Origin of the sequence: Sorangium sp. So ce117 (genome assembly GCF_051524395.1) — a bacterium.
In the GTDB taxonomy this organism is placed as follows: Bacteria; Myxococcota_A; Polyangia; order Polyangiales; family Polyangiaceae; genus Sorangium; species Sorangium cellulosum_B.
Genome location: NZ_CP150309.1, coordinates 5,764,988 through 5,791,547, shown reverse-complemented (window position 1 = coordinate 5,791,547; position 26,560 = coordinate 5,764,988). Strand labels below are relative to the sequence as shown.

At 71.8% G+C, this 26,560-nt stretch carries 22 protein-coding genes and 1 tRNA gene; 15 read left to right on the top strand and 8 right to left on the bottom strand.

What is annotated here, in order from left to right:
• Positions 1-43: 43 nt before the first annotated feature.
• Together WMF46_RS21655 and WMF46_RS21650 are read left to right on the top strand one after the other, a co-directional pair.
• Positions 44-1,348: a pre-peptidase C-terminal domain-containing protein gene (locus WMF46_RS21655; protein ID WP_437987313.1), complete on the top strand. Its 1,305-nt coding sequence runs from the start codon at positions 44-46 to the stop codon at positions 1,346-1,348.
• Positions 1,349-1,640: 292 nt separating this feature from the next.
• Positions 1,641-1,913, top strand: a complete 273-nt coding sequence (locus WMF46_RS21650; RefSeq protein WP_437330642.1) for a hypothetical protein — start codon at positions 1,641-1,643, stop codon at positions 1,911-1,913.
• 86 nt (positions 1,914-1,999) lie between these two features.
• Here WMF46_RS21650 and WMF46_RS21645 read toward each other — a convergent pair whose 3' ends face one another.
• A complete protein-coding gene (locus tag WMF46_RS21645; RefSeq protein ID WP_437554539.1) occupies positions 2,000-2,638 on the bottom strand; it encodes a response regulator in 639 nt (212 codons plus the stop codon).
• A gap of 359 nt (positions 2,639-2,997) precedes the next feature.
• On the opposite strand from WMF46_RS21645, the gene WMF46_RS21640 reads away from it, so the two are divergent.
• Positions 2,998-3,924 carry a lysophospholipid acyltransferase family protein gene (locus WMF46_RS21640; protein ID WP_437910470.1) on the top strand — a complete coding sequence of 309 codons (927 nt, stop codon included), beginning with the start codon at positions 2,998-3,000 and terminating at the stop codon, positions 3,922-3,924.
• 172 nt (positions 3,925-4,096) lie between these two features.
• Here the strand turns inward: WMF46_RS21640 and WMF46_RS21635 are convergent, their stop codons facing one another.
• The 3 genes from WMF46_RS21635 to WMF46_RS21625 form a co-directional block, all read right to left on the bottom strand.
• Positions 4,097-4,849 carry an ABC transporter ATP-binding protein gene (locus WMF46_RS21635; RefSeq protein ID WP_437987312.1) on the bottom strand — a complete coding sequence of 251 codons (753 nt, stop codon included), beginning with the start codon at positions 4,847-4,849 and terminating at the stop codon, positions 4,097-4,099.
• A gap of 61 nt (positions 4,850-4,910) precedes the next feature.
• Positions 4,911-6,506, bottom strand: a complete 1,596-nt coding sequence (locus WMF46_RS21630) for a hypothetical protein (RefSeq protein ID WP_437987311.1) — start codon at positions 6,504-6,506, stop codon at positions 4,911-4,913.
• A 265-nt stretch (positions 6,507-6,771) separates the two neighbouring features.
• Entirely contained in the window at positions 6,772-8,019 is a 1,248-nt protein-coding gene (locus tag WMF46_RS21625; RefSeq protein WP_437987310.1) for an alpha/beta fold hydrolase, read from the bottom strand.
• A 691-nt stretch (positions 8,020-8,710) separates the two neighbouring features.
• On the opposite strand from WMF46_RS21625, the gene WMF46_RS21620 reads away from it, so the two are divergent.
• The 6 genes from WMF46_RS21620 (at position 8,711) to WMF46_RS21595 (ending at position 14,961) form a co-directional block, all read left to right on the top strand.
• A complete protein-coding gene (locus WMF46_RS21620; RefSeq protein ID WP_437554529.1) occupies positions 8,711-8,938 on the top strand; it encodes a hypothetical protein in 228 nt (75 codons plus the stop codon).
• Between the two features lie 200 nt (positions 8,939-9,138).
• A complete protein-coding gene (locus WMF46_RS21615) occupies positions 9,139-10,899 on the top strand; it encodes a serine/threonine protein kinase (protein ID WP_437987309.1) in 1,761 nt (586 codons plus the stop codon).
• Complete coding sequence (locus WMF46_RS21610; RefSeq protein WP_437987308.1) at positions 10,892-11,506, top strand: hypothetical protein; 615 nt, start codon at positions 10,892-10,894, stop codon at positions 11,504-11,506. Before WMF46_RS21615 ends, WMF46_RS21610 begins: the two co-directional genes overlap by 8 nt.
• Before the next feature lie 107 nt (positions 11,507-11,613).
• On the top strand, positions 11,614-12,975 hold the full coding sequence (locus tag WMF46_RS21605) for a glutamine synthetase family protein (protein WP_437987307.1): 1,362 nt from the start codon (positions 11,614-11,616) through the stop codon (positions 12,973-12,975).
• Positions 12,972-14,126: an iron-containing alcohol dehydrogenase gene (locus WMF46_RS21600; RefSeq protein ID WP_437554522.1), complete on the top strand. Its 1,155-nt coding sequence runs from the start codon at positions 12,972-12,974 to the stop codon at positions 14,124-14,126. Before WMF46_RS21605 ends, WMF46_RS21600 begins: the two co-directional genes overlap by 4 nt.
• Positions 14,127-14,322: 196 nt before the next feature.
• Positions 14,323-14,961: a sterol desaturase family protein gene (locus WMF46_RS21595; protein ID WP_437987306.1), complete on the top strand. Its 639-nt coding sequence runs from the start codon at positions 14,323-14,325 to the stop codon at positions 14,959-14,961.
• Positions 14,962-15,204: 243 nt separating this feature from the next.
• Here the strand turns inward: WMF46_RS21595 and WMF46_RS21590 are convergent, their stop codons facing one another.
• Complete coding sequence (locus WMF46_RS21590) at positions 15,205-15,525, bottom strand: hypothetical protein (RefSeq protein WP_012236580.1); 321 nt, start codon at positions 15,523-15,525, stop codon at positions 15,205-15,207.
• 249 nt (positions 15,526-15,774) lie between these two features.
• Here WMF46_RS21590 and WMF46_RS21585 point away from each other — a divergent pair, with 249 nt between their 5' ends.
• The 5 genes from WMF46_RS21585 (at position 15,775) to WMF46_RS21565 (ending at position 21,071) form a co-directional block, all read left to right on the top strand.
• The gene (locus WMF46_RS21585) at positions 15,775-16,323 is read left to right on the top strand and encodes a hypothetical protein (protein WP_437987305.1); all 549 of its coding nucleotides are present in this window, start codon (positions 15,775-15,777) and stop codon (positions 16,321-16,323) included.
• A gap of 202 nt (positions 16,324-16,525) precedes the next feature.
• Positions 16,526-16,598, top strand: a tRNA-Gly gene (locus WMF46_RS21580).
• Between the two features lie 305 nt (positions 16,599-16,903).
• A complete protein-coding gene (locus WMF46_RS21575) occupies positions 16,904-18,352 on the top strand; it encodes a flippase (RefSeq protein ID WP_437987304.1) in 1,449 nt (482 codons plus the stop codon).
• 386 nt (positions 18,353-18,738) lie between these two features.
• Positions 18,739-20,115, top strand: coding sequence for a serine/threonine-protein kinase (locus tag WMF46_RS21570; protein ID WP_437987303.1), 1,377 nt, complete (start codon positions 18,739-18,741; stop codon positions 20,113-20,115).
• Between the two features lie 146 nt (positions 20,116-20,261).
• Complete coding sequence (locus WMF46_RS21565) at positions 20,262-21,071, top strand: hypothetical protein (RefSeq protein ID WP_437987302.1); 810 nt, start codon at positions 20,262-20,264, stop codon at positions 21,069-21,071.
• Here WMF46_RS21565 and WMF46_RS21560 read toward each other — a convergent pair.
• A complete protein-coding gene (locus WMF46_RS21560; RefSeq protein ID WP_437910459.1) occupies positions 21,032-21,295 on the bottom strand; it encodes a GlsB/YeaQ/YmgE family stress response membrane protein in 264 nt (87 codons plus the stop codon). The two genes, WMF46_RS21565 and WMF46_RS21560, sit on opposite strands and share 40 nt — an antisense overlap.
• A 489-nt stretch (positions 21,296-21,784) precedes the next feature.
• The gene (locus WMF46_RS21555) at positions 21,785-23,629 is read right to left on the bottom strand and encodes a protein kinase domain-containing protein (protein WP_437987301.1); all 1,845 of its coding nucleotides are present in this window, start codon (positions 23,627-23,629) and stop codon (positions 21,785-21,787) included.
• Between the two features lie 252 nt (positions 23,630-23,881).
• On the opposite strand from WMF46_RS21555, the gene WMF46_RS21550 reads away from it, so the two are divergent.
• The gene (locus WMF46_RS21550; protein ID WP_437987300.1) at positions 23,882-24,961 is read left to right on the top strand and encodes a hypothetical protein; all 1,080 of its coding nucleotides are present in this window, start codon (positions 23,882-23,884) and stop codon (positions 24,959-24,961) included.
• Between the two features lie 26 nt (positions 24,962-24,987).
• Here WMF46_RS21550 and WMF46_RS21545 read toward each other — a convergent pair whose 3' ends face one another.
• Positions 24,988-26,481 (bottom strand): serine/threonine-protein kinase, encoded by a 1,494-nt coding sequence (locus WMF46_RS21545; protein ID WP_437987299.1) that lies wholly within the window; start codon positions 26,479-26,481, stop codon positions 24,988-24,990.
• Between the last annotated feature and the right edge of the window lie 79 nt (positions 26,482-26,560).

Here is a 26,560-nt window from a genome sequence, read left to right as displayed (position 1 = left end):
CCGAGAGTTCTGGGAGACGTACGTACGAGATGGCGCCCTCATCGTGCAACGGAGCGGCGGCAGCGATGTCGTCTGGTCGGCGGTCCAGAAGAAGAGCATCACCTACTGCGTGAGCACGACCTTCGGCGCGCGCCATGCCGCCGTCGTGGCGGCCATGGCTGCCGCCACGGCATCCTGGGAGAGCGCCGCGGATGTCGATTACATCTACCAGAGCGCCCAGGACGCGACCTGCACTGCCGGCAACAGCAACGTCGTCTTCGACGTGAGGCCGACGAACTCCGGCGGCCAGTACATCGCGCGGGCGTTCTTCCCCAACGATACGCGATCGGTGCGGAACGTGCTGATCGACTTCAACGAGCTCGAGGTCTCCGGCGTCGAGCTCGAGGCAGCCCTGCGGCACGAGCTTGGCCACACGCTCGGCTTTCGGCACGAGCACACGCGCCCCGAGGCGGGGGTCTGCTTCGAGGACAACGCGTGGCGCGCGCTGACCACCTATGACTCGGATTCCGTCATGCACTATCCCCAGTGCAACGGCACCGGCGACTGGAACTTTGTGCTGACCGCAAGAGACATCCAGGGCGCCCAGGCGCTCTACGGCCCGCCTGGCGGCGCCGGCGGTAGCGGCGGCGCTGGTGGCGGCAGTGGTGGTAGTGGCGGCAGCGGCGGCGCTGGTGGCGGCAGCGGCGGCGCTGGTGGCGGCAGCGGCGGCAGCACCACGGTGACCGAGAACTTCAGCAGCAGCGTCAACGCAGGTGCGTTCGTGGACATCGGATCGAGCGCCGGTTTCGCTGTCACGCCGGGGACGGGCCTCACGGTGGTGATGACCGGCACCGGCGATCCCGACCTCTACGTGAAGTTCGGATCGGCGCCGACGACGGCCTCGCACAACTGCCGCCCGTACCTCTCCGGGGCATCCGAGACGTGCACGTTGACCGTGCCGACAGGGCAAACCAAGGCGTACGTCAAGGTCAGAGGGTACACCGCGGCCACCTGCAACGTGGCGGTGACCTATACCCGACCGAGCGGCACCAGCAGCGGCGGCGGCGCGGCCACGTCGGCCACCTTCAGCGGCAGCCTCGCGGCGGGCGCATCGGCGTCGCACGGGCCCCTCTCGGTGATTCCTGGCACGAGCCTCCGGCTTGTGATGACCGGCACCGGCGACCCTGATCTCTACGTGAGGTTCGGCGCCGCGCCGACCCTGACCTCATACGACTGCCGTCCGTATCTGGACGGCGCCGCGGAGACCTGCAATCTGACGGTCCCGGCGGGGCAGACGCAGGCCTTCCTCTCGGTGAAGGGCTTCGCGGCCAGCACATATCAGCTGAGCGCGACCTACACGGCTCCTTAGAGCGGGGCCCCGCTGACGCGCCGAGCCATCCGATGGAATGGATTGGCCGAATGGTCGCCCAACCGGGTGTGTTCGCACCCATCGAGGGCGTCATTTCGACGTGACGCGACGCGCCTCTGCTGGCGGCGACCTGGACACCACCGTTGACGAACCCTCGATACGGGGAGGTGGGTATCAGGCGCAGGATCAGCAGAGTACGGAGAGCCCATCGTCCAATCTGCGAGCGACATCTCGCACAAAAATCGTCGCCGAAAATTGGGCACCTCAAGGGAACCCTTCCTAGGGTGCTCTCATGGACAAGAAAATTTTAGCCGCAACTCTCCTGCAGGCTCTGGCCATGGCTCAACGCGAAGGACGCTCCGAGACACTCGACTCGCTTGTCGAGAAGCTGCGCGTTCGCCGCCGGGATGTCCGCGGCACGCTGACCCTGCTCCACCGCCAAGGCATGCTGGACGTGCTCCACATGCGACTCACGCTCTCCGGGTTCGCCATCGGCTCGGCGCTCATCGGAAAGACGCTGCCGGCGCTCCGGGCCGCTCCGCGGGCTTCGACCGCGGCGGCGTGAGCCAGCGCAGCGCTGCACGCCGCGCGCGGTGAGGGCGGCGCGCGAGCTTCCAGCGCTCGCCGGGCGCTCCCGCGCGACGGCGCCGCCTAGGCCTCGACGAGGCCCGCTCGCACCGCGAGGCGGGTCAGGTCGGCCACGCTGTGCGTCGCCACCTTCGCGCAGAGGCGCGCCCGGTGCGTCTCGACCGTCTTCACGCTGATCGAGAGCTGGGCGGCGACCTCCTTGGCCGAGAGACCCATCGCGAGCAGCCGGAGCACCTGCCGCTCCCGGTCGCTCAGCGCGGCCACCATGTCGCCCCTGGCGGCGGCGTCGCGCCGCTGGAGCGCGCGCACCATCGCGGCGCTCACGTCCGGCGATACGGCCGTGCGCCCCCGGACGACGGTGCGCAGCGCCTCCACGAGATCGGCGAGCCGGCTCTGCTTCGACAGGTATCCATCGGCGCCGGCCCGCATCGCCTCGGCTACCCGGAACTCGTCGCGGTGCATCGAGAGCACGATGACGCGGAGCTCCGCGACGCCCTTGAGCTCCCGGATGAGGTCGACTCCGCTGCGGTCAGCGAGGCCGAGCTCGATCACCGCCACCTGACAGCGGTGGATCTCCTGCGCTCGGAGCGCCTCCTGTCCGCTTCCAGCCTGAACGACCTCGCTCACCCCCGGCTGCGACGTCAGCGCGTACGCCAGCGCTTCCCGGACGACGTTCTGGTCATCGACGAGCAGGATATTCATGTCGAAGGCCCCCCTATCAAAGGGCCTTGTAACAGACTACTTTGAGCTCCATGAACCTGTTTTATCGGTAAGGATTCGCCTGGCGACGGCGATTCGGTTCCTGTGATGCTGGACTGGGCTCCTCGCAGAGCGCCTTGGACGAGCGCAGGAGAGAAATCGACGTCGGGCCGATGGCCCTGGAACGTCGTTTCATCCGAGCGGGGCGTTGTGCCTCGGTGGGGGCGCATGCGCTCCAGCAGCCCGCAGCCCGCAGCTCGCGCGTCTCGTGACGAGCCCTCGGCAGGCTCGCCAAGGCGGCGCGGGGCCCGCGCCCGATGCCTCTCCCTCGGCCGTTATGTTTGCGGTAGATAGGCTGCCGCATGCCTCGCCCGCGCGGAGCGCTCTTCTCCGGTCTACGCCATGACTCGGCCTTCTGGCGCCGCGCCCTCGCCGCGGGCGTCAGGCGCGGGCCGGAGCCCTTGGTGCGCCATAGCCCTCCGGTCTTCGGCGTGCTCTTCGCGGCCGCGCTCCCCGAGCTGCGCCGGCGCGTCGAGCAGAACCTCCGCCGCGTCCGCGGGCCGCGGTCGCGCCTCGTCGACCTGCTCGACAGCAGCGCGGTGTTCGCCGCCTATGGATGCTGCATCGCCGAGGCGCTGCTGCTCGCGAGCGATCGCGGGTACACGGTGGCGCGGCGCTCCCGGGGCGTCGAGCACTACCACGCGTGCGCTGCAGCGGGCCGGGGGGTCATCATCGTCACCGCGCACACCGGGGGCTGGGACATCGCCGGCCAGATCCTCGGCGCGGTGCATCCGGCGGGCGTCATGCTGGCGATGCAGCGGGAACGGGACGCCGAGGCGCGCGCGATCCAGGATGCGGCCCGGCAGCGCGCTGGTGTCCAGGTGGTGCACATCGGCGATGGACCGCTGGACGCCCTGCCGCTCCTCAAGCACCTGCAGCGAGGCGGCGTGGTCGCGATGCAGATCGATCGCGCGCCGCCCGGGATGCGCAGCCGGGAGGTCACCTTCCTCGGCGGCCGCTGGCGGGCGCCCGAGGGGCCGATCGCGCTCGCCGCGATGAGCGGCGCGCCGATCTTGCCCGTGTTCACGCACCGCCTGGGCTTCCTCGACTACGAGGCGGTCGTGGCGCCGCCGATCCGGCTCGCCCGCCGGGCGACCGAGGAGGAGCGGGACGCGGCCGCGGCCGAGATGATGGGCGCCCTGGAGCGCTTCGTCCGGGCTCACCCGACACAGTGGTTCCACTTCACCGGCGACGGCCCGGTCGCGCCGGCGGAGGACGGGACGGGTTGAGCCGAACAGCGGAGAAGACCGCAAGTGGAGCGATAAGCGCAAAGGCGGAGAGGCGGAGAGGCGGAGGCGAGCCGAAAGAACGCCAGAGACATCGAGAGAAGAGATTTCTCTCCGTGTCCGCTTGGCGTCTTTGTTTCTTGTTCCAGGGCGCCTTGCGCGGCGCGGCGCCGCTCTACAGCGGCCCTTCGGTCAGCCCGTGGACGAATTGCTTCACGCGCGGGTCGTCGCTCGCCTTCGCTTCTGCGGTGGTGCCGTCGAAGATGAGCCGCCCGCGGTAGAGCATCCCCACCCGGTCGGTGACCGTGAGCAGCCGGTCGAGATCGCTCGAGACCATCACCACGGTCGCGTTCATCGCCCTCTGCTCGGCGCGGAGCAGGTCGAAGATGCGCTGCGACGTGACCGGGTCGAGGCCGGCCGCGGGCTCGTCGTAGAGGACGATCTCGCCGCGCGCGATCGTGGCGCGGGCGACGCCAACGCGCTTCTTCTGGCCGCCGGACAGCCCTGCCGGCGTCCGTCCCTCGAAGCCCGCGAGAGACACCGCGCGGAGCCGCTCCGCGACCCGCTCCTCGATCTCGTCCTCGCTGAGATCGTAGAGCCGGCGCAGAGGGAACGCGATGTTCTCCCCGACGGTCATGTAGTCGAACAGCGCGTTGTTCTGGAACAGCATCCCGAACTTGAGACGGAACGTCTGGAGCTCGAGGTCGCTGAGCGCGTGGACGTCCTTCCCGTCGACGAGCACGCGCCCGCGATCCGGCCGCAGGAGCCCGGTGATCATCTTGAGCAGCACGCTCTTGCCCGAGGCGCCCGGCCCGATGAGCCCGTAGAGGCAGCCGGCAGGCACGTCGAGGTCGACGCCCCGGAGCACCGGCATGCCCCCGAAGCTCTTCGTCAGCTGCTCGATCTGGATCATCGGTCGCGTGGACACGGTCGGCGGGGAGGGGCGCGCCGGCCTCGTTGCTCGGCGGGGAGGGGCGCGCCGGCCTCCTTTACTTGAACGTCGTCCGGGCGACGTCGAGCCGCGGGTGGGACGGGAACGACATCCCGCGGATTTGCCCGGAGATGCACGAGGCGACGCTCGGGTTCGACGGGCTCGTCGTGACGGTGACCCCCACGGCGCGGCCGTTCTGCACCGCGGCGCAGACGTTCACCTCCATGCTCGAGGGCACGTTGCACGCATTCAGGTACGTGCCGCGGTTCAGCACGTTGCCGTAGGCGCCCGCCGTGAGGTCGGCCGGGCCGTTGTTGCCCATCTTGTACTCCTCGACATAACGCGCCTGAGCCGCCTCACAGCTCAGGCCAGTGCCGAGCGTCGGGTAGCTGCCGCCGCCGCTCGGCCGCGCCCCGCCCCCGGCGCGCCCGGTCTTGCCGCTGCCGAGGCCGGCGTCGACCTCGATCGCGACGCGGTCGGTGGCGCCCTGCACCGCGAGCTCCTGCTCCTTGTGGCTGCGTTCGCGGTACCACCAGCCCGCGCCCGCGGCGAGGATGACGCCCATCAGGGCGAGACCGAGCAGCGCCTTGTACTGCGTGCCCTGCTTCTCGGCCGACACGACGGCGTCGAGCGCGCGCTTCTCCTGCACGATGTCCCGGTTCAGCTTCGCCTGCTCGGCGAACGGGGCGAACTCCTCCCAGTCCTGGATCGCGCGCTCCTCCGCGGAGAACGTGTCGCGCAGCACCTGATCCCCTGTGAAGGAGCCGGACGCGATCTGCTGGAGCAGCTCCACGGACGAGAACGGCCCATGGTCCATGCCGTCCTTGATGACGACGTACCGCGGCCGGGGATCGGACTCGAGCGCGGCCTTGAGATCCGCGAGCTTGCGGGTCGGATCGTTGCCGTGCAGGCGCTGCGGCTGGTTGACCGGGATGGCGACCGCGAACGGTCCGTCCCCGGAGACCGCCTGGATCCTCGGCACGGACGGCGCCGACGGGACGCGCGCTTCCTCCTGGTGCCCGGTCGGCGGCATCATCGAGAGGTTGACGTCGACCTCGAACTCGCCGTCGGCATCGAGGTGCGACGTGTCGGCGCTCGGGGGCATCGACGAGGCGCTCGGGACGATCTGGTAGAGCGCCTGCGCGAGGGCGGCGAGATCTGCCGGGCGGTGCTTCGGATCGGCCACGAGCGACTTCCCGATCACCGTTTCCAGCGCGGGCGGCAGGTCCGGGATCACGTCCGCCGGACGCCGCATCCCGGGGCCGACGCTGCTGTTCGTGAGCATCTCGTAGAGGATGGCCCCGACCGCGAAGACGCTCGCGCGCGCGTCGCCTTCGTTGCCCTTGCGCTCCTCGGGCGCCAGGCAGGCGCGGTCGCGCGGTAGCAGAGGAGGGGTGTGGGCGAGCTCCTCGATCAGCTGGATCGTGCCGTTCGCGCCGTGACCGAGGCACGAGGGGTGCACGAACATGGTCCGCCCCTGCGCGTGCAGCTCGTGCAGCTGGGTGCAGAGCGGCACGGCGAGGCCGATGGCCTCACGGATGTCGAAGCGGCGACCGGTCGCGCGGCGCGACTCCATCTCGGCGCGGAGCGTGCCGGCGGGGATGGACATGCCGGCCGGCAAGGGGGTGAGCAGGGGCTGGACCTGAGCGGACATCGGGGACGAACACTACGACAACACGCCGGGTCCGCTCAACGCCGCACCGCAACGTTGCAGTGTCGACGTGCGGCGAAGCCAGGTGCACACGTGGGACGAGCAGTGCGGGCGTGCGCTTGCGGCGTCAGCGTTCGTCAGCGCGCCTTCAGCGCTCGTCAGCGCGTGTTTGCGTTGGCTTGCGTCCGCCGGTGTCGATCAGCGTCCGTGCGCGTCGGTCAGCGCGCGTTTGCGTTGGTCTACGTCCGGGTGCGTCGGCCGGCGTCGGTCAGCGCGTGCTGGTCTGCGTCCGCGGGCGCTCGGCGGCCTCGGCCGCGGCGGCGTCCGCGCCGAGCGCCAGGACGTGCCCTGCGAAGAAGCGGAGCAGGTCGGTCTCGCGCGACTTCGGCCAGCGGGCGTGGTTGATGGCGCCCTTCTTGGCGGAGCAGCGGTTCCGGAGCGCGCAGTGGGGCTCGTCCCTGCCGGCCTCGTCGAGGCGCAGGAACGAGGTGTGCGCGGAGAGCGCGTCGCGCGCGCGCAGCCATCGCTCGACCGACTCACACGGGAACGTGTCGTCGCACGCGCGGTAGACCGCCATCGCGGGCGGGGGAGGGCCGGGGCACGCCCACTCGGCGGGCGGCGCGTTGCTGCCGAACGTGGCGAACGCCGCGACGCGGTCCGCGCGCATCATGGCGTACGTCGCCGCCATGTGGCCGCCGTAGGAGCCGCCGAGCGCGTAGATGCGCCGCCGGTCGACGAGCTTCTTCTCGAGCAGCTGGTCGACGAAGGCGTCGGCGGTCGCGACGTCGACGTTGCCCTCGCCGGTGAACTCGACGTCGAACGGCGCGGTCGGCGTGTACATCTTCGTGCCGCGCTCGCGCTCGGCCTGGCTCGGCGTCTTGAAGGCGCGGCCCTGGGGCGCGAGGACGATGAAGCCCGCGTGGGCCGGGTCGCCGGTCAGGTTCCACGTGGCGCCGAGCTTGCGCAGGCCCGTCTCCTTGTCGACGCTCGTCGGGTTGTCGCCGTCGGCGTGGAAGAAGACGATGAGCGGCAGCGGCGCGCGCGTCTCCACGCCGCTCGGCGCGATCACGCAGGCGTAGCGGGGCGACCCCTCGGCGTCGCGCGTCTCCAGCACCTGGGCGCCGCGGCACGGCGGCCTGCCGAGCGTCTTGCGGAGCTCTCGCCCGGGGCGCCCCTGCTCGGCGACGCAGCTCCCTTCGCTTGGAAGCCTGGCCTCGGGCGGCTTCGTCGGCGGCGCGGCCGCGCTGGCCGGACCGGCCGCGCGGGCGCCTGCGTCCTGCCGGGCCGCCGAGGGCCGCGGCGGCCCGCCGTCGGCCACGGCTGCGCCGGCGTCCTGCTCGAAGACGCCGAGCAGGTCGCCGCCGTCGACCCCCGACGACGGCGTGGAGCACGCCGCCGCGATCCACGCCGCGGCGCCGGCGAGCGCGGCGGCGAGCAGGGCGCGGCCGCGCCGGAGGCCGGGAAGGTCCAGCGTCGAGGTTCGGTGCGGGCGGCGCCGGGGCTGGGGTTGAGGCACGCGCGCACTGTAGTACGTGCAGCTGTCGCGCTGAACCAGCCCGGCATGGCTCGACGGGTCGAACCGGGGCGCGAGCGGAGGTACACCGGACACCTCAACGGCGCATCCCGCGGCTCAGCTGGGTTCGGTAGAGCCGCTTCCATCCCGAAGACCGGTGTCGCGGGCATCGAGCGCCTGGGCGAGCTGGCCTCGCGCCTGCAAAACAAGCGATGTCGTGCTTCCCTGGCACCACGAAGAACCGCCCTTTCGGCACGTGGCGCCGCGCGTGTGCCGCTTCCACGAACTCCGTCGCTGGCCCGTACTCCTCCGGGGTCCCGCGGTCGGCCACATCACCCGTGAAGCAGACGAGATCGATGGGTATCCCATCCTTCGCGAGATCATCGAGGTTCCTGGCCCGTTGTCTGGATACGGTCAGAAGGAGCTGGCCGCGGGTCGCAGCGGAGGCAGGAAGTGCCACTGAAGGCGATCGGAGCGAGTTGGAATACGGCACGGTGCCCCCCGTGCGGCCATTGAAGTAAGATGTCTTACCTATCGAGCGCCACCGGGAGGCGATCGGAGCGAGCTGGAGTGCGGCGAGTCGCCCCCGCCCTCCGGTGCGTCGGCTCCGTGCCCGCCGGGGACGAAAACGCGACGGCGGACGCCGCTGCCTTGCGGGGAGGCCCTTCATGGCTAGGCTGTCCGCGGCCCACCCATGACGCTCTTCGATATCCTCGTCGGCGCCGCGCTCGCGGCGGTCCTTGCTTTCCAGGTCTACGTCACCGTGCGCGTCTTCCGGAGCCGCGTCTACGAGCCCAAGCAGAAGGTCTGGCAAGCGCAGCTCGTCTGGCTCCTGCCGATCATCGGCGCCGGGCTTGTGTTCACGATCCTCCAGGAGGAGGACCGGGCCCACCGCGACGCCTCCTCGCACCTCCGGAGCTGAGCCGACGCCTCCCGGCCGCGCGGCCGCCTTGCGGCCACGTGCGGTCATGCTGAACCGTCGACCTCGCTCCCTTCTCCGTCCTCTACGCCCATCTGGTCACCCCGGCCCCTCCCGATGGCCGGCAGACCTGGGACGATCGAACAGGAAAATTAGGTTTCACCCTTCGGTCCAGCGGCCCCGTGCGCTATGGCTCAGGGAGCATGGCGGACGACGTCTTCGGCATCGTCGGGACCACGCAGGCGGGTAATTTCCACGTCGAGCAGGTGGTCGCGGAGGGAGGGTTCGGCGTGGTGTACCGCGCGCTCCACGCCGGCTTCCGCGCGCCTGTCGCCTTGAAATGCCTGAAGGTGTCCGAGGCGAAGACCCCGCGCGAGCGGCAGCTCTTCCTCGAGAAGTTCCGCGAGGAGGCCCAGCTGCTCTTCCGGCTCTCGGCCTCGATCCCGGAGGTCGTCCGCCCGCTCCACGTCGACGTGCTGCACCTGAAGCGAGGGGAGTTCGTCCCCTTCCTGGCCCTCGAGTGGCTGGAGGGCGAGTCGCTCGACAAGGTCATCGATCGACGGAGGCTCAAGGGAGAGCCGCCCATCCCGCTGCACAGGCTGATGAAGATGATGCGCCCCATCGCGCAGGCGATCGCGCGCGCGCACCGCTTCCCGAGCCCGAACGGCACGGTGTCGATCATCCACCGCGACCTCAAGCCCGAGAACATCTTCATCACGACGCAGGAGGGGACGGAGCGCCTCAAGATCCTCGACTACGGCATCGCGCAGGCGAAGACGCTGGCCGAGCAGGCGGTCGGACGGGTGACGAACGGCGACCCGCTGAACGCGTTCTCCCCGGCGTACGGCGCCCCGGAGCAGTGGGCGCCGAAGCGGTTCGGGCAGGCGGGAACTTGGACCGACGTCTGGGGTCTGGCGCTCACCATGGTCGAGGCGCTCGTAGGGCGGCAGGTGATCGACGGCGAGGCGCAGGCGATGATGGGGACGGCGCTCGACGTGAAGCGCCGGCCCACGCCCCGGGCCGAGGGCGCCAACATCCCGCCGGAGGTCGACGCGGTGTTCGAGCGCGCGCTCGCGGTGAGCCCGCGCGACCGCACGCGCGACATCGAGGCCTTCTGGACGGAGCTGGAGGCGGCGATGGGGCTCCCGGCGACCTTCGGGCGGACCTCCGCGCAGGACGACGCGTACTCCGTTCCGCCGCCTCCGTCGTCGTCGATGCGCGCGGCCCCGCAGGTCAAGCGCGCCGCGCACGTGTGGCTCGACACGCCCAGCGACGCCGGGTCGCTCGAGCTCGATCTCGACGTGGCTCCGGCCTCGATGCGCTCGCCGAGGGGAGGGCGCCGGGACGGCCCTGCGAGCAGCGTGCGCCCGCCGCCGCCCTCGGATTCGGCCGGTCTCGAGATGGACCTCCCCGAGGCGCCGCAGAGCGCGCTGGGCAGAGGCATGGGCGTGATCGTCCCGGAGAGCATGCCGACGAGCGCGCGAGGCCGCGCCGGCTTCGCGGAGGCGACGCCCGTGGGCGCGCTCCCGCGCGGCGGCGGGATGGAGAGCGCCCCGCCGAGCATGCTCGCGCGCGGGGGCGGGATGATCGAGAGCACGCCGCCGCTCGAGATGGCGCTCAGCGTCGCGCCGCGCACGACGTCGGTCGCGCCGGCCGCGGTGCGCGCGCTGTCGGACATGCCGTCGAGCAGGTACCGGCCGACGGCGCGTCCGCCGGCGGACGTGCGGCCGCGCCCGCCGGACCCGAAGCCGCTCGGCGGGCCGACGCTCCTCCAGCAGCTCGGGCTGCCCGTGGCCTGCATCGTGTTCGCGTGCGTGGTCACGGTGGCCGACCTCATCATGAAGCAATCGGGCGAGGCGCTGAGCTTCGGCCCGGTGCGCTCGTTCTGGGTCGCCGGCGTGCTGCTCCTGTTCGGCGTCGGGCTGTTCTTCTGGCGCATGCTCGGAGATGCTGGAGATGCCTGATCTGACGCACGGGAGCGCCGCCGCGGGCGAGCGCGCCGATCAGAGCGTGTCGGCCCGCTTCACGCGGCTGATGAACGCGTCGACCTCGCGGTGGGGCGTGCTCACCGATCCCCCGCTCGTGGCGCTCGCCTCCGGCGTCTTCCTGCTCGTCTTCCTCGGGGCGCTCGGCCGCGACGCGGGCCCCGAGGTCGCGCGCGCGCTCGGGGTCCTCGTGTTCGCGCCGATCTCGGTCGCGCTCACCGTCAGCGTGGCGCTGCGCGGCGCGCGCCGCGCCGTCGTCGCGTGGCTCGCGCGCCAGCCGTTCCCGGTGGAGAACCTGAACGCCGTGCTGAACGGCCTGGGCGAGGCGCTGGAGGTCACCTTCGTCGGCGCGGCACCAGAGGCGGCGGAGCTCAACGTCGAGCTCGACAAGGTGCACCCGGACGCGTTCGTGACGGGGGGCGTCGAGGACGCGCGCACGCTGGACATCCGCATCGGCGTCGTCGACTCGAAGCGCAATCCGGCCGCGACGAACCACCAGCGCTACGCGCGCGTCCGCGAGCTCGTCGAGCGCGTGCTCGTGCCGCTCGCGGAGCGCTATCCGATCCAGGTCGTCCGGGTGAAGTGAGCGCGCGCCGGACGCGCGCATCCAGACGGCGGGGCGCCATGCGGTCGTCGCGCGCCTCGCGCGGGCGCTTGCCATGTCGCCCCGTTCCCCTGCTATCGTCGCGGCCCATGACCGCCTCGACCTCCGAGAAGCTCCTCTCCGATCTGGAAGCGCGGGGCATCACCCGCGCCAAGATCGGCGGCTTTGACATCGACGGCATCCTGCGCGGGAAGTACGTCTCCATCGAGAAGCTGAAGAGCGCGCTCAAGAGCGGCTTCGGCTTCTGCGACGTCATCTTCGGCTGGGACATCGCCGACGTCCTCTACGACAACGCCAAGGTGACCGGCTGGCACACCGGCTACCCGGACGCGCACGCCGTCCTGGATCCGAGCACGCTGCGCGACATCCCGTGGGAGCCGGGGACCGTCGCGATGCTCGCCGACTTCCGCGATGAGCGCGGCGGCCCGCACCCCGCGTGCCCGCGCTCGCTCCTCCGGAGCGTCATCGCGAAGGGCGAGCGGATGGGGTTCTCGGCGAAGTTCTCGTGCGAGTTCGAGTTCTTCCTCTTCGAGGAGACGCCGCGCTCGCTGCACGAGAAGCGGTTCGCCGGCCTGACGCCGCTCAGCCCCGGCATGTTCGGCTACTCGTGGGTCCGCGAGGGGCAGAACAAGAAGCTCATGGCCGCCATCCTCGATCAGATGCAGGCCTTCGACGTCGAGATCGAGGGCCTGCACACCGAGACCGGCCCGGGCGTGTACGAGGCGGCGATCCGCTACGACGACGTGCTCCGCGCCGCGGACAAGGCCGCGCTCTTCAAGGTCGCCATGAAGCAGATCGCCCACGAGCACGGCCTGTCGGTCACGTTCATGGCGAAGTGGAACGCCGATCTCCCCGGCTCGAGCGGCCACCTGCACCAGAGCCTCTGGAAGGACGGCCGCAACGTCTTCGAGGAGGCGTCGTCGCCCGATCGGATCCCGGCGGCGCTGCGCCACTACGTCGGCGGCCAGATCGCGCTGATGCCGGAGCTCACGGCGATCTACTCGCCGACGATCAACGCCTACAAGCGGTACGTGCCCGGCGTCTGGGCCCCGCTCACCGCCAGCTGGGGCGTCGAGAACCGCACGGCCGCGATCCGCCTCATCGGCCTCGGCACGCCCGGCGCGCGCGTCGAGTACCGGCAGACGGCGGCGGACATCAACCCGTACACCGCCATGGCCGCGTGCCTCGGCGCGGGGCTCTACGGCATCGAGAACGGCGTCGAACCGCCGGCGCAGGCCGCAGGGGACGCGTCGTCCGCCGAGTCCTCGCGCCTGTCGCTGCCCCGTACGCTCGCCGACGCGACCCGGATGCTCGCGGGCAGCAAGATGGCCCGCGAGATCCTCGGCGAGAGGTTCGTCGAACACTATGTCCTGACGCGCGACTGGGAGGTGCGGCAGTACGAGCGCGCGGTCACGGATTGGGAGCTGAAGCGTTACTTCGAGGCGGTGTGATCATGAGCCAGTTCACGGTTTGGAGCTTTCCCACACGCATCCTCTTCGGCGCCGGCGTCGTCGAGCAGACAGGCGCCGAGGCGCGTCGGCTCGGCGCGGCGAGGGCGCTCGTCGTCACGGACAAGGGCGTCGTCCGCTCGGGGCTGCTCGAGCCCGTCGCCGCGTCGCTGCGGAAGGAGGGCCTCGAGGTGGCCGTCTTCGACGACGTGCTCGGCAACCCCATCGAGAAGAACGTGCACGACGGCGTCGCCGCGTTCCGCGCGGCCCGCGCCGATCTCGTCGTCGCCCTCGGGGGCGGCTCGCCGCTCGACGTCGGCAAGCTCGTGCGCCTCGGCGTGAACCATGATCGGCCGCTCGTCGACTACGACGACGCCACGGGCGGCGATCGCTTCATCACGCCCAACGTCCCGCCGATGCTCGCGATCCCCACGACGGCCGGGACCGGCAGCGAGGTCGGCCGCTCGGGCGTCGTGACGCTCGACGTGAACCACCGGAAGACGGTGATCTTCTCGCCGCACCTGCTCGCGAACGCCGCGCTGCTCGATCCGGTGATGACGCGGTCGATGCCGGCCTTCCTCACGGCGGCGACGGGCTTCGACGCGCTCACCCACTGTATCGAGGCGTACGTCGCGAAGGGCGATCACCCGATGGCCGACGGCATCGCGCTCGAGGGGATCCGCCTCGCCGCCGCGCACCTCTCGCGGGCGGTCACGCACGGCGACGATCTCGAGGCGCGCGGCGGCATGATGAAGGCGGCGATGATGGGCGCGGTCGCGTTCCAGAAGGGGCTCGGCGCGTGCCACTCGCTCGCGCACCCGCTCTCGAGCGAGTGCGGCCTGCACCACGGCCTCGCGAACGCCCTCTGCCTCCCGCCGGTCGTCGAGTTCAACGTCGCCGCGGCCGCGCCGCGCCTCGCGCGCGTCGCGGCTCTGCTCGGCGCTCCCGAGGACGCCGCCGCGTGCGCCGACGCCATCCGCGCCCTGCGCGCCCGGATCGGGCTCGCGGCCGGCCTCGAGAAGGCAGGCGTTCCCCGCGACAAACTCGACGCGCTGGCCGACCTCGCCGCCCAGGACGCGTGCCACACGAGCAACCCGCGCCCCTGCTCGCGCGACGATCTCCGCCATCTCTACGAGGCGTCCTTCGCGAGCTGATCGCGCGCGCCTGCCCCGGGCCGGGCGCGGCTCGCGGCGGACGCCGGGCTGACGCGAACGCGTCGCCGCCACGGAAAGATCGCGCCGGCGAGCGCCTGCCGTGACGGATCATGGTCATTTCCCGGTGTCCAGCGGGCCGTTGGGCGCCGGCCTACCGCTGGCCGACAATGGATAAATGCGGTACCAGGGGTGCACGATGACCGTCACCTCCACCGAGCGCACCGCGCGTCCAGCGACATGCCAAATGTTCGAGACGCCGCTCATCGAGCGGTTTTCGCGGATCCATCCGATCACACCGTTCGTCTTCTGGCTGCCGGTCTACGGCTATCTGGGCGTGCGCGCCGCTCGGCATGGTGTCGGCCTCCTGACCGGGCTCGGGCTCGTGCTGGTCGGCCTGTTTCTATGGACGTTCGCCGAGTATGTCCTGCACCGATACGTGTTTCACTACGTCGGGCCGCGCCTATGGCAGCGCCGGATGCATTTCGTTCTCCACGGGGTGCACCATGATTTCCCGCAAGATGCGGACCGGCTGGTGATGCCGCTCGGCGCGAGCATCCCCCTCGGCATCGCGTTCTACACGCTGTTTCGCGTCATCTTTGGCCCTGTTCCGGCGGATCCGCTGTTCATGGGCTTCGGCCTCGGATACCTGGCATACGACGGTACGCACTATGCCATTCATCACTTCCGGATGAGCTCGCGCTGGGGGAAGTGGATCAAGCGCCATCACATGGTCCATCACCACACGGGAGAAAATGCCCGGTGGGGCGTGTCGTCGCCGCTCTGGGACTGGGTCTTCGGCACAATGGGCACGTCGCAGGCGGGAAAAGGCAGCTGAGCGGGACAGCGGCGCGCTCCGGAGCGCGCCGGCGCTGATCGTCGACAGGGTGGGAATGGGCCCGGAGCGCGGCGGGTTGAGGGGCCATGAAGCGGTCGCGCCCGGACGCTCGTGCTTGCGCGGGAGATGCTGCGCAGCAGGGGCCGCGCGGCCGCGATCGCACGGCGCCTGCCCAGGCTCAGGCGCGCGGCGGATGGATCTGCTCGACGCGCGGACCGAGGAGGTCGCGGCGCGTCGGGGGCCTCACGGCGAGGAGGTGGTTCCGGGAGGAACGAGCCCTGCCGCAGGCGAGGCGCTCGCCGCAGGCAGCCGCCTCATGGCGCCCGCATCGAAGGTGCGGAGCGTGTTGCGCCCGCAGTAGGGGCACAACCACGCCACGTCGAACCGGTCGAGGTGAGCGTTGATGCTGTGCGCCGGCGCGAGCTCCTTGTCGGCTTCACCGGCGGCCGACCGGCCGCGGGGACTCCGGGTGGCCCACCCGGCGGTGACGTGCCGGTGCTCGTCCAGGGTGGCTGACAGGCTTGCCTGGCACTCGCAAGGAGTGGAGATGAGAAACCGACTCATGCGTGACCGTCCTTCGTAGATGTTTCCGTAGACCTTGCTGGCATGCCGCATCGCGGCGTGCTTGCGGGCGTCGCGGCTGCGAACCGCGAAACGCGAACGAGACGAGACGACCGAGAACCGAGACGAACGAGAACCGAGAACCGGCGACGAGGAAAGAAGCGCGCCCTCATATAAAGGTTGATCAGTTTGAGCTCAAGGGGTGTTAGTCTGGGGCACGGTTGCCCTGATGTAGCTGAGGAAGGGGAGTCCATGACCGTTCGACGTGCACCTCGTGAGCGCGAGACGCCGCCCTCGGGCAGGTTGCAGGTCGTCGAGGCCCGCCGGCCTGGGCCGCGCTCGGTGCGCGGCTTCAGGATCCTGCTTGCGCACGACGCCCGCACCGCGACCTGCGACGCGCTCGCCCGCGCGATCGAGGGGGCGCTGACGAACGTCGAGATCGTGGACGCTTCGTCGATCGACGACGCCCTGCTCGCGTCGGCGACCGAACGGTTCGACGCATGCCTCGTCTGCCTGGATCTTCCGCCGGCCCCGCTCGGCGGCGCGCGCCTCGCGAGCGAGCTCATGGACAGCAACCACCCGGTCGTGCTCGTCACGCGGAGCCTGCGCTGGCTGCCGCCGGACAGGCCCGTCCTGCACCAGCTGCCCTGGATCCCGCCGGACGCGGGCACGATCGAGATCTCCAGCGCGATCGCGGCGGCGACCAGCGACTGCGACAGCGCCATCCGCGTGCGCTCGCCGCTGCCGGGCGAGACGCTGGGCGCGCCCGAGCCCGCGCTCCGCGCGCGCGCGCGCCGGTAGCTCGGCGCGCCCGCTACCGGCGCGGCTGGGCCGGTAGCGTCGCGGCTGGGCCGGGCGCTGCTTGGAGAGGGCGCCGAGCCCCGCCTCCGGTCGAACCGGGCGAAAACGCGAAGATGTGAAGACGTGAAGACGTCGGGATCGAAAACGAAATGAAGGGGTTGCGAAGCGGCCCAGGATTCGGTAGAAGCTTCCTCCACCTCGCGCGGGACTAGCTCAGTTGGTAGAGCATCAGCTTCCCAAGCTGAGGGTCGCGGGTTCGAATCCCGTGTCCCGCTCCGAGGATCGCCGACCCCCTTTTGCGCTGGCGATCCTCCTGCACCTAGGGTGCTTCGAGGTTCAAGGACGTCTCGTGTTGGAGCGCTGTTTCAAACGGCACTTCGTGAGCGAACGGCCTATCGGACGGCGCTTCGTGCCGAACTCGGGCGACGGCGCTCGCTGAGCGAGCGCCTGCGCTCGCGCCGCCGGGCAGCGCTGGCTGCGCGAGACGGACGCGCTCTGGGGGCGCACGACGCTCGAATCGGGGCCGGTCCCGCTGCGCGGACAGCGGTGCCCGACAGCATGGGGACACCGGGAGGTGTTCATGAAGGATGGCCGGCGCATCGCGCTGAACGCGGCGCTGATGCTCCTGAAGCAGGCGATCATGGCCGTCCTTGGCGTCGTGTTCGTCGGCTATCTCGCGCGGAAGGTGGGGGTCGCCGCCTGGGGGGAGTTCCAGGCGTCGCTCGCGATCGCGGGGATCGTGACGATCGCCGCCGGCGTCGGGGTGAGGGGATACCTGGCCCGGGAGGTCGCCGTGAAGCCCGAGCTCGGGCCGCGTCACCTCGGCGCAGCGCTCGCCATCCGGGGCGTGACCGGGACGGTGGTGCTCGGCGCGACCGTGGCCGTCGTGCTGGCGACGCGCTCGGGGCTCGGCGCGCAGCTCATCGTGCTCGCCGCGGCTTCCCAGCTGGCGACGCTGCTCTACTCGACCATGTGGCTCTCGTTCGAGGCCCACGAGCGGTTCCAGTACATCCTGTACGCGGAGCTCGGCGCGCGGCTGTTCGTCATCGCGCTCTCGGCGGCCTTGCTCGCGCTCGGCTTCGGCGTCGTCGCAGCGGCCGTGGCGTTCCTGCTCGGCAACGTGCTGGAGCTCGCCATCACCTCGCATTATCTCCGCGCCCGCCTCTACCGGCCCGAGCTCACGACGCCGCGCGCCGAGCTCTGGCAGATCGCGAAGCGCAGCCTGCCGATCGGCGCGCTCGGGGCGCTCTCGAGCGCGCTGCTCCAGATCGACCGCGTCATGCTCCGCGCCCTCTGCGACGAGCAAGCCGTCGGGGTCTACAGCGCCGCCTTGGTGCTGAGCGAGAACTTCAGGATGCTCCCCGACGTCCTGCTCGGCGCCGCCTTCGCGGCGGGCATGCGCCTCTACGCCCAGGATCGCGACGCGTTCGGGCGCCTCTACGGCGGTTGCATGCTCGTCGCCGCGCTCTTCGGGCTGCCCGTCGCCGCCGGCATCTTCCTGCTCGCGCCAGACGTCATCCAGCTCGTCTACGGAGGGGCGGGCGACTACGCCCCGGCGGCCGACGTCCTCCGGATCCTCGCGTGCGGCGTCCCCGTGACGTTCGCGTTCCAGGTCGTGACGCTGCCGCTGCTCGCGGCGAAGCGCGAGGTCGCGATGGTGAAGCTGCTCGCGCTGGCGCTCGTCGCCGACGTCGCGCTGAACCTGCTCCTCCTGCCGCGCTACCGCGCCATGGGCGCCGCGTGCGCGACGCTGGCCGTGAGCGCCGGAGCGCTGATCGCGTCGTGGGGGATCTCCGCGCGCTGGGCCCACGTCGTGGAGCTCGGCCGCATCCTCGCGGTCCTCGCCGCGACGGCGGTCATGGTCACCGCGGCCTACGTCGCGCGCGTCCTCGCCGGCATGTGGGCGTCGATCGCGGTGGGCGTCGCTGTCTACGCCGTCCTCCTCCTCGCGTTGCGCGTCGTCTCCTTCCGCGAGCTGCGCGCGCTCCTCGCGCGCCGCGTCCGCGCCTCACCCGCCACCGTGGCCTGACCCGCGTTCCATCGCGGGCGGGCCCGACGCTGCGCGCTCTTCTGCGCCGCTGTGTGGAACACGGGGCCATCGAGTTTTCCGCATTTTCCGCCGGGAGCAGCGCTCGCCGTGGGTCTCTAAGGCTGCCGACATGCGCTCTCATCCGGCGGGATCCACGCAGAACCGCGCGATGCCCATGGCTCGGAGGTGACGCTGCCGCGGCACTTTCCGTGGCATGCAGCGTGAATAGCGAAGGCGCGATGTGGCGGCGCGGGCAAGTCCGGGGGCTGGCCGGGGTGGGGCGACTCCGGCAGTGGATGGCGCGGCGGCCGTCCTCGCTTCGTGCGTTCGGGATGCCGGCGCGAAGCGAGGGGGGCGCGGCAGGGCTGCCGTGGAGGTATCGAGAGATGGACCTGCCCATGGGCGACGGCGGCTATGCGTTGCTCGCGCGCCTATCGGCAGGCGGCATGGCGGAGCTGTTCCTCGCGTGCCGGCGCGGGCCGGCAGGTATCGCCCACCCCGTCGTCGTGAAGCGTCTTCGCCCCGAGGCGAGGCGAGATCCGTCGATCGTGCGGATGTTCCTCTGGGAGGCCTGGATCAGCGCCCGGCTCCAGCACCCCAACGTGATCCGGTTCCACGACTTCGTCGTTCACGAAGGACGCCATCACCTCGTGATCGAGTACGTCCCGGGCTGCGATCTGGCCGCCGCCGCGCGCTCTCTCTTCGCGGAGGGGCGGTCGTTCCCGCTCGAGGCGGCGATCGAGATCGGCCTGGGCGTGCTGCGGGCGCTCGGGCACGCGCACGGGCTCCGCGACGACGGCGGGAAGCTCGTCGGCCTCGTGCACCGCGACGTGAGCCCGCAGAACGTGCTCCTCTCGCTCGAGGGAGAGATCAAGCTCATCGACTTCGGCGTCGCGCAGATGACGGCGACGAGCGGCATGGAGGAGGCCGGCCCCTTCGGCTCCCCGGGCTCGTCCGACGACGCGGCCCCGTCGAGCGGCGGCGGCACGGTGAAGGGAAAGCTCGGCTATGTGGCGCCCGAGCAGCTGCGCGGGCAGAGGGTCGACGGGCGGGCCGATCTCTTCGCGGTCGGCGTGATCCTCTTCGAGCTGCTGACGGCGCGTCGCCTCTTCCACCGCAAGGACGACGGCGCGACGATGGGCGCGGTGCTCTCCGGCGAGGTGCCGGCGATCGCGCCGCTCCGCCCTGCGTGCCCGGCGCTGCTCGAGGAAGCGATCCGGCGCGCGCTCGCGCGCGATCCCGAGGGCCGCTTCGAGACCGCGGCGCAGATGGAAGAGGCGCTCGCCGAGGTGCTCACCTCGCTGCGCCGAGCGCCGAGCGGCGGCGACGAGCCGAGCTCGAGCGAGCGCGGGCTGCTCGCGGGTCAGGAGATCGCCGCGCTCGTGCGTGAGGTCGCGAGCGGGCGCGATCGGCACCGGTCGCTGCTCGTGCGGGGCTGCCGGAGAGCCGCCGGGTCTCGCGGGCGCACGGGCGCGCGGCGGATCGCCGCGGGCCGCTCAGGGGACGATCGCGGCGAGGTGACGCCAACGCTGCGCGGGACAGACGCTCACCCCTCTGCGCCGGAAGGAGGGAGCGAGCGCAGCGAGGCCAGGAGCGCCGTCACGCCCCACTGGAGGGACGCGCGCCCGCTGCGGCGCGTTCGGCTCCTGCCCTGGCTCGTGATCGCGGCGGTGACCTTCGCCGCAGGGGCGCTCGCGGGCAGGGCGATCGGCGCCTTCGACGGCGGCGTCGCGCCGGCGAGCCGCGGTGCGCCCCGCGACTGACGAGCGCTCCGACGCGCGCGCCGCGGCGCGGAGAGCCGCGAGATCTGGGAGATCTCCATTCGGCGCCGACGTCGTGAGGCGTCGAACGCGAACGGCCGTTGGTGTTGGCGCGGATAGCGACGGGCTCGCTAGCCTTGTCCGGCCTGATGCCCGTCCGGAATCTCCTGAGTCTTTCCCTCCCGATCGCTGCGCTGGCTGTCTCGCTCCTCGCGAGCTTCACGAGCAGGAGCGCGCTGCCGTGCCCGGTCGCCGGTGCGCCGGCGGAGCCGACGGAGCTCGGCGCGGCCATCGAGCAGCAGCCGATCTGTGTCGGATCGACGGTCGCGAGCGCGGGCGAGCTCGGCGACGTCCTGTACTACCGCAGCTCGGTCGGAGAGCACGGCGAGGTCTCCGTCGGGTATTACGCGTTCTTCTCGGAGGAACGGCCGTGGGGCAACAACTGGCTGACCTGGACCGTGCTGCCCGCGCTCGCGGTGGACCTCGTCTACACGCACGCGCTGCTCTTTGCTCCGGGAGTCCAGCGCGCCGTCTACGGCAAGGGCGATGTCGAGGGGTTCAGGATCGTCTACAGCGTCGGCGAGGGGGGGCAGCTCACTGCCAAGCACGGCGCAGCGGACCGCGGTGATCACGGCGAGGTGCAGCTCGAGCGCTCGGATCTGCTCTCGATCGATCCCGAACGCCCTACCGTCTATTCGCGGTGGTGGAGCCACCAGCTCGGCGGGCGGGGCGCGGGGCCGGGCGATCTCGTCTATCACCGCTGCTTTGGCGCGGGCGCCATCCGGCCGCTGCCGCCGGAGGTCGCGATCGATTTCCGCCTGGATCGCCGCGCCGCGCCGGCCCGCGTGGTGCCTGCCGCCGCGCTGCTCGGGCAGCTCTCTGCCTCGCGGCGGGGCGAGCCCGTCGAGGGCGGGAGCGCTCAGGGCCTCGTCGCTCGCCGGCCGATCGTCGCGTTGTAGATGGCGAGGATGACGACGGCGCCCAGGATCGACGTGAAGAAGCCGCCGCTCGACTGATACGACGGATAGAGCCCCAGCGCCCGGCCGACGAAGCCGCCGAGCAAGGAGCCGGCCACGCCCAGCAGCGCTGTGACCACAAAGCCAGCCGGGTCGCGGCCAGGGGTCAGCAGCTTGGCGATGACGCCGACGATGAGGCCAAACAGGATCCACAACAGCACGGACATGGTTCGCTCCTCTCGACACCGCGTGACGCCGAGGCCCGTCCTCCCGCGTCGACGTGGAGGCCAGCGTCCAGCGTTTCGTCCGGCTCAGCGTCTGCAGACGACGTGCCGCGCGCGGTGAGCTCCGTTCGCACCGCCATGAAGCGGAGACCCGGTGGCCAGCGTGAACTGCGTCGCCATCGGGCGCGCTGCGCTGGGCATCGGCTGTACATCGGCGCGCAGCGGCGCGCGCGAGATCGAGGATCGCGGCGCGCTCGGCGCGCTCGGGGCGCGGGGTGAGCGCTTCGTTCGCACCGCGCGCGCCTCAGCCCTCGCCGTCGGTCTGCTTGTTGTCGTTCCTCGATCGCTCCGGGCTCGATCCGGGCGTCGCGTGGGCAGGCGCTGGCGCGTCGCCCGGGCCCGTTGGCCCGCCGTGTCCCGGTGCGTACCCGCGCCCGCGACGCGCGCACACGAGCAGCGCCGCGGGCCCGGCGTGCGGCCCGGCTGGGGCGTTCACCGTGGCGGTCCCGCAGGGCAGGTGGGGTCCGGCTCCGGGGCGCGCACCGGCGATGCGCGCCCCTCGGCGGTCGGGGGCGCCTCGCCGCCGCGCTCTGGCGATGACGAGGTGAGCGTGGCGAGCGCGGCGCTTGCAGCGTTGAAGAGCAGGCACAGCGATCCGCCGAGCACCGTGGCAGCGACGGTGCCGATCACGACCGGAGCGAGACGCCCGCGCCGACGTCGGCGCAGCGCGACCAGGTTCCGCGATCCGCTGGATCGGTGCGCTCGAAGCAAGAAAAGCGGCTCGAGCGTCGGAGTGCGCTGGGCGCCGGCCGGAGCGTGCGCGGGAGGCGACGCCTCGGCGGGCGGGGGTGCCGCGTCCACCGGCGGCGCGCCATCCGGCGCCGGGGGCGAGGCCGCCTCGACGAGCGCAGCCGGGGGGCAAGGCGTGGAGCGATGGCCGACCCACGTTGGAGCGGGCGAGTCGTCTCGCCGCGTGGTCGGCGGAGAGCAGGGCCGATCGAGGTGCGCGCTCTCTGGCAGAGACGGCGAGCGATGGCCCACCCATGTCGAGGCTCCCGCGGAGCGCGCCGTGGCGGCGTCCTCCGCGGAGGACCTCCAGCGCGACGGGGACGCCGTCGCTGCGCGCGCGCCCTCCGAGGGGCGCGGAGGGCGGCTGAGCGCGGCGTGCTCGTCGCCGGCGGAGCGCGCCCGACGAAGCGCGATGTACCCGAGCGCCTCGCGCAGCGCGCGCGCGCTCTGCGGGCGATCGTCTGGATTTTTGCGCAGGCACTGGAGGATCAGCGCCTCCAGATCCGGATCGAACGCCGGATGGAGCGCGCTCGGTCGGGGCGGCGGGGACTCGACGTGCGCGGCGGCGAGCGCGACGGGCGTCGGGCGCTCGAAGGGGAGCCGCCCTGTCGCCATCTCGAAGAGCAGCACGCCGCACGCGTAGACGTCGCTCCGCGCATCGACACGCTGCCCTGCGGCCTGCTCCGGGCTCATGTAGGCGGGGGTCCCGATGACGAGCCTGCCGCCGTCCTCGTCGGGTACCGGGAGCAGGGGCGAGCCGCCGAACGCGCCGGACCGGTCGTCGTGGAGCAGCTTTGCCGTCCCGAAGTCGAGGAGCTTCACCTGCTCGAACGGCGCCCCGTCGTCGTCGATGCGGGGCACAAGGCGGATGTTCTCGGGCTTGACGTCGCGGTGGATGACGCCCGCGTCGTGCGCGTGCTGCAGCGCGGAGCACAGCTGGCGCATGATCGAGACGATGCGCTCCGGGGGCAGGATCGGCGTGGCGTTCAGGAGGTCGATGAGGTCCTCGCCGTCGAGGTGCTCGGTGACCAGGTACCAGAGGCTGGGCGGGGCCGCCTCGTGTCCGCCAGAGGTCGCGCCGAGCGCGCCGTGCAGACTCACCGGCTCGCAGCCGAAATCGAGGACGCGCACGATGTTCGGGTGATCGAGCCGGCTCGCCGCCAGCGCTTCGACGTGGAACCTCAGCACCGCGTCTCCGGCGCGGACGCCGCCGGAGCGCGACCTCTCGTCGGAGCGCGACCTCTCGCTCACGCCGCTCGATCCTCGGTGGCCGGCGCCCTCTCCGCGCGGCGACGCCGCGACGCGCGTCGTGCAGACGCGGTGGCTCGCTCTGCCGCCCACGCGCGGCGCGGCGACGCGCTCGTGGATGACCTTCACCGCGCACGCGCGCCCGAGCCCGAGGTGCCGCGCGCGGTAGACGCGCCCCATCGCGCCGGCGCCGATCATCTGCTCGACGAGGTACCGCCCCCCGAGAAGGCGTCCCCTGAGGAATCGCTCCGAGGACGGGAGTCCCGCGTCGAGGGGCGCGGAGGCGCGGAGGCAATCCATGGCGCGTTCCACGCAGCAGAATGGGTGCCATCGCGCTGTGCGGACGGTTCACAGCGGCCGCGACACGGAGCGTCGGGCGCGGCCGCGCCGCGGGCGCCCTGCGCCGGCGCTCGCGGCGCGGCTCCGAGCGGCCCGCGCGCCGCGCGCATTTCGCCCGGGAAAACCCCGCCTCCGCCCGGGCAGCGGCGCCGCGAGGGCTGATTTGTTCCGTTGTCGACGGCGTGTGATAGCGTGGCGCGCGAGGAGGCCTGAGTGCTCTTGAGACGATGCGTTCCGTTCGCTGCGGCGCTGTTCCTGCTGCTCCCGACAGGCGAGGTACTTGCGCAGTCGGACCAGGACAGAGCAGCGGCCCGGTCGCTGGCCACGCAGGGCGCCGAAGCGTTCACGTCCGGCCGCTTCGAGGAGGCGATCGATCTGTTGGGTCGCGCCGAGGCGCTCGTGCACGCTCCGACGCACCTCCTGCTGACGGCGCGCGCACAGGTGCGCCTCGGTCGGCTCGTCGCTGCGAAGGAGACCTACCTGAGGATCGTCCGTGAGGAGCTCCCGCCCACCGCGCCGTCTCCCTTCAAGAGGGCGCAGCAGGACGCGAGGGAGGAGCTCGCCGCGATCGATCCCAGGATCGCATCGCTGCGCATCGCGCTGGAGGGCGCCGCCGGCCGGAAGATCGGCGTGAAGCTGGACGGCCAGCCGGTCGCGGACGCGCTGCTCGGCGTGCATCGCCCGATCGATCCGGGGAATCACGTGGTCACCGTGGTTCCGCCGGGCCTCGCGCCGATCGAGCAGGGGGTCACCGTTGGCGACGGCGAGCGGAAGGAGCTGAAGATCCCGGTCCCGGAAGGCCCGGCCGTGGTCCCCCCGCCGGGAGGCTCGGTCGAAGGGCAGGGCACCTGGGGCGGTGGGCAGACCGAGGTCCCCCCTGTCGCCCCGCCTGGCACGCCGGAGCGAAAGACGAACGCGGCGATGCTGGGCGGAGGCATCGCGGCCACGGCGCTCGGGCTCGGCGGTGTCGTGGTGGGCTCGGTGTTCCTGGCCAAGAGCAGCGGGACGCAGAAAGAAGCGAACGACCTCAGCGCCGCGCGTGGGTGCGAATCGCAGAGCATTGCCGGCGGGGAGTGCAGCCCGGCGATCCAGGCCCAGATCAAGTCGCTCGACGCCGATGCTGCGTCACAGCAGACGATCGGTGCGGTCGGTCTCATCGGGGGCGGCGTGCTGCTCGCCGGCGGCGTGACGCTGCTCGTACTGGAGCTGACGTCCAAGCCGGAGCCCTCGAGCTCCGCCTGGATCGCCCCCTACGTAACGCCGACCGGTCTCGGGGTGCGCGGCGCGTTCTGATCCGAGCGCTCTGCGTGGCGCCGGCGTCAGTAGCCGAAGTCGCCCGGTACCCCCGGCTTTTGCGGCTTCTGGGGCGACGTGCTCGGCTTCGTCTGCGGCGGCTTCGTGACGGGCAACGGCTTCGTCTGAGGAGGCTGTGGGCGCGGCGGGAGCGGCTTTACCTGGGCCGAGGAGGCCGTCGGCGCCGCGACGGGCTCGGCGGTGGCGGGCGGAGCGGGCCCTGTGGCCGTGGCGCTCGCGGTGACGATCGGCTCGGTCGGCGGGGCGGTCGGCGGCGTGGGCGGCGTGGGCGTGGGCGCCGGGATGGCCGTCGCGGCGACCGCGCTCGGATCCGCGGTCGCCGCGCCCGTCGTCCCGCTGTGTCCGAAGGCGAGCCAGACGGCGACGCCCGCGCCCAGCAAGCTGACCGCCCCGGCGATCGCGGCGAGGAGCGGCATCCTGGACGGCGGGCGCGTCGAGCGGCCCGTGACCCCTGACGAGGCGCCCCACGAATTCGCGGTCAGCTGCGGCGTCTGGCCCATGCCGGGCATGGCCGGCGCATTCTGGCCACCCCACGGCGTCTCGGTGCGGGTGGGCGGAGGGGTGGCCGTCTCGGGCTGGGACGGCAGCGACAGCCGGGGGAAGGACGTCCGCCCCGTGGTCAGCAAGGCCAGGCTGGGCCGCGCTGCGGCCCAGCCGAGGAGCGCGTTCTTGAACTCCGCGCAGCTCTGGAAGCGGCTCCCCGGCTCGCGCGCCATCGCCCTCTGGATGATCCCGGAGAACTCGGCGTCGAGGTCGGGCACGAGCTGCTGGGGCAGGGGGGCGGGCTCGAGCACGATCTTGAAGAGCAGCTCGTTGAAGGTCGCCGCATCGAACGGCACCTGACCGGTCGTCGCCTGAAAGAGCAGAACGCCCATGGCGTAGATGTCGGTCCGCTGATCGACGGGGCTGGAGCCGCGCGCCTGCTCCGGCGACATGTAGTACGGCGTCCCGACCACCGCGCCCGTGCGCGTCATGCTCATCTCCGCGCCGGCGAGCGGCGAGAACTTCGAGACGCCGAAATCGAGCACCTTCACGAAGTTGCTGAGGCCGGCCTTCGACGGGATGACGAAGATGTTGTCGGGCTTGAGATCGCGGTGGATGATCCCCGCGGCGTGCGCGGCGCCGAGCGCCTCGAGCACCTGCACCATGATCGGCACGGTGAGCTCGGGCCCGAGCCGCCCCATCCGCTCGATCTTCGCCCCGAGGGTCTCTCCCTCGAGGTACTCCATGACCATGTACCGCGTGCCGTCCGGCAGCACGCCGAGGTCGAGCACCTCGCAGATGTGATCGGAGCCGATGCGCGCCGCGGCCTGGGCCTCGCGCTCGAAGCGCGCGACGGACTCGGCCTGGCTCGAGATGTTCGCGTGCAGCAGCTTGATGGCGACGCGGCGCCGGATGCGCAGGTTCTCGCCTTCGAAGACCGCGCCCATGCCCCCCTGGCCGAGCAGCCGGACGATCCGGTACTTGCCGTCGATGATCTCGCCGACCAACGGATTCATGACAGCGTTCCCGGTCCGGAGAAGCAAATCACGCCGCCAGGCTAGCACGGTCGCCCGAGGCCGGCCTACGCCCTCGCAG

Coding starts and splice junctions, on each gene's coding strand:
- WMF46_RS21630 (WP_437987311.1), bottom strand. CDS start 6,506: ATGTCCGCTCAGGTCCAGCCCCTGCTCACCCCCTTGCCGGCCGGCATG.
- WMF46_RS21650 (WP_437330642.1), top strand. CDS start 1,641: ATGGACAAGAAAATTTTAGCCGCAACTCTCCTGCAGGCTCTGGCCATG.
- WMF46_RS21590 (WP_012236580.1), bottom strand. CDS start 15,525: ATGAGTCGGTTTCTCATCTCCACTCCTTGCGAGTGCCAGGCAAGCCTG.
- WMF46_RS21565 (WP_437987302.1), top strand. CDS start 20,262: ATGCCCGTCCGGAATCTCCTGAGTCTTTCCCTCCCGATCGCTGCGCTG.
- WMF46_RS21595 (WP_437987306.1), top strand. CDS start 14,323: ATGACCGTCACCTCCACCGAGCGCACCGCGCGTCCAGCGACATGCCAA.
- WMF46_RS21645 (WP_437554539.1), bottom strand. CDS start 2,638: ATGAATATCCTGCTCGTCGATGACCAGAACGTCGTCCGGGAAGCGCTG.
- WMF46_RS21610 (WP_437987308.1), top strand. CDS start 10,892: ATGCCTGATCTGACGCACGGGAGCGCCGCCGCGGGCGAGCGCGCCGAT.
- WMF46_RS21545 (WP_437987299.1), bottom strand. CDS start 26,481: ATGAATCCGTTGGTCGGCGAGATCATCGACGGCAAGTACCGGATCGTC.
- WMF46_RS21605 (WP_437987307.1), top strand. CDS start 11,614: ATGACCGCCTCGACCTCCGAGAAGCTCCTCTCCGATCTGGAAGCGCGG.
- WMF46_RS21560 (WP_437910459.1), bottom strand. CDS start 21,295: ATGTCCGTGCTGTTGTGGATCCTGTTTGGCCTCATCGTCGGCGTCATC.
- WMF46_RS21615 (WP_437987309.1), top strand. CDS start 9,139: ATGGCGGACGACGTCTTCGGCATCGTCGGGACCACGCAGGCGGGTAAT.
- WMF46_RS21555 (WP_437987301.1), bottom strand. CDS start 23,629: ATGGATTGCCTCCGCGCCTCCGCGCCCCTCGACGCGGGACTCCCGTCC.
- WMF46_RS21620 (WP_437554529.1), top strand. CDS start 8,711: ATGACGCTCTTCGATATCCTCGTCGGCGCCGCGCTCGCGGCGGTCCTT.
- WMF46_RS21575 (WP_437987304.1), top strand. CDS start 16,904: ATGAAGGATGGCCGGCGCATCGCGCTGAACGCGGCGCTGATGCTCCTG.
- WMF46_RS21570 (WP_437987303.1), top strand. CDS start 18,739: ATGGACCTGCCCATGGGCGACGGCGGCTATGCGTTGCTCGCGCGCCTA.
- WMF46_RS21585 (WP_437987305.1), top strand. CDS start 15,775: ATGACCGTTCGACGTGCACCTCGTGAGCGCGAGACGCCGCCCTCGGGC.
- WMF46_RS21640 (WP_437910470.1), top strand. CDS start 2,998: ATGCCTCGCCCGCGCGGAGCGCTCTTCTCCGGTCTACGCCATGACTCG.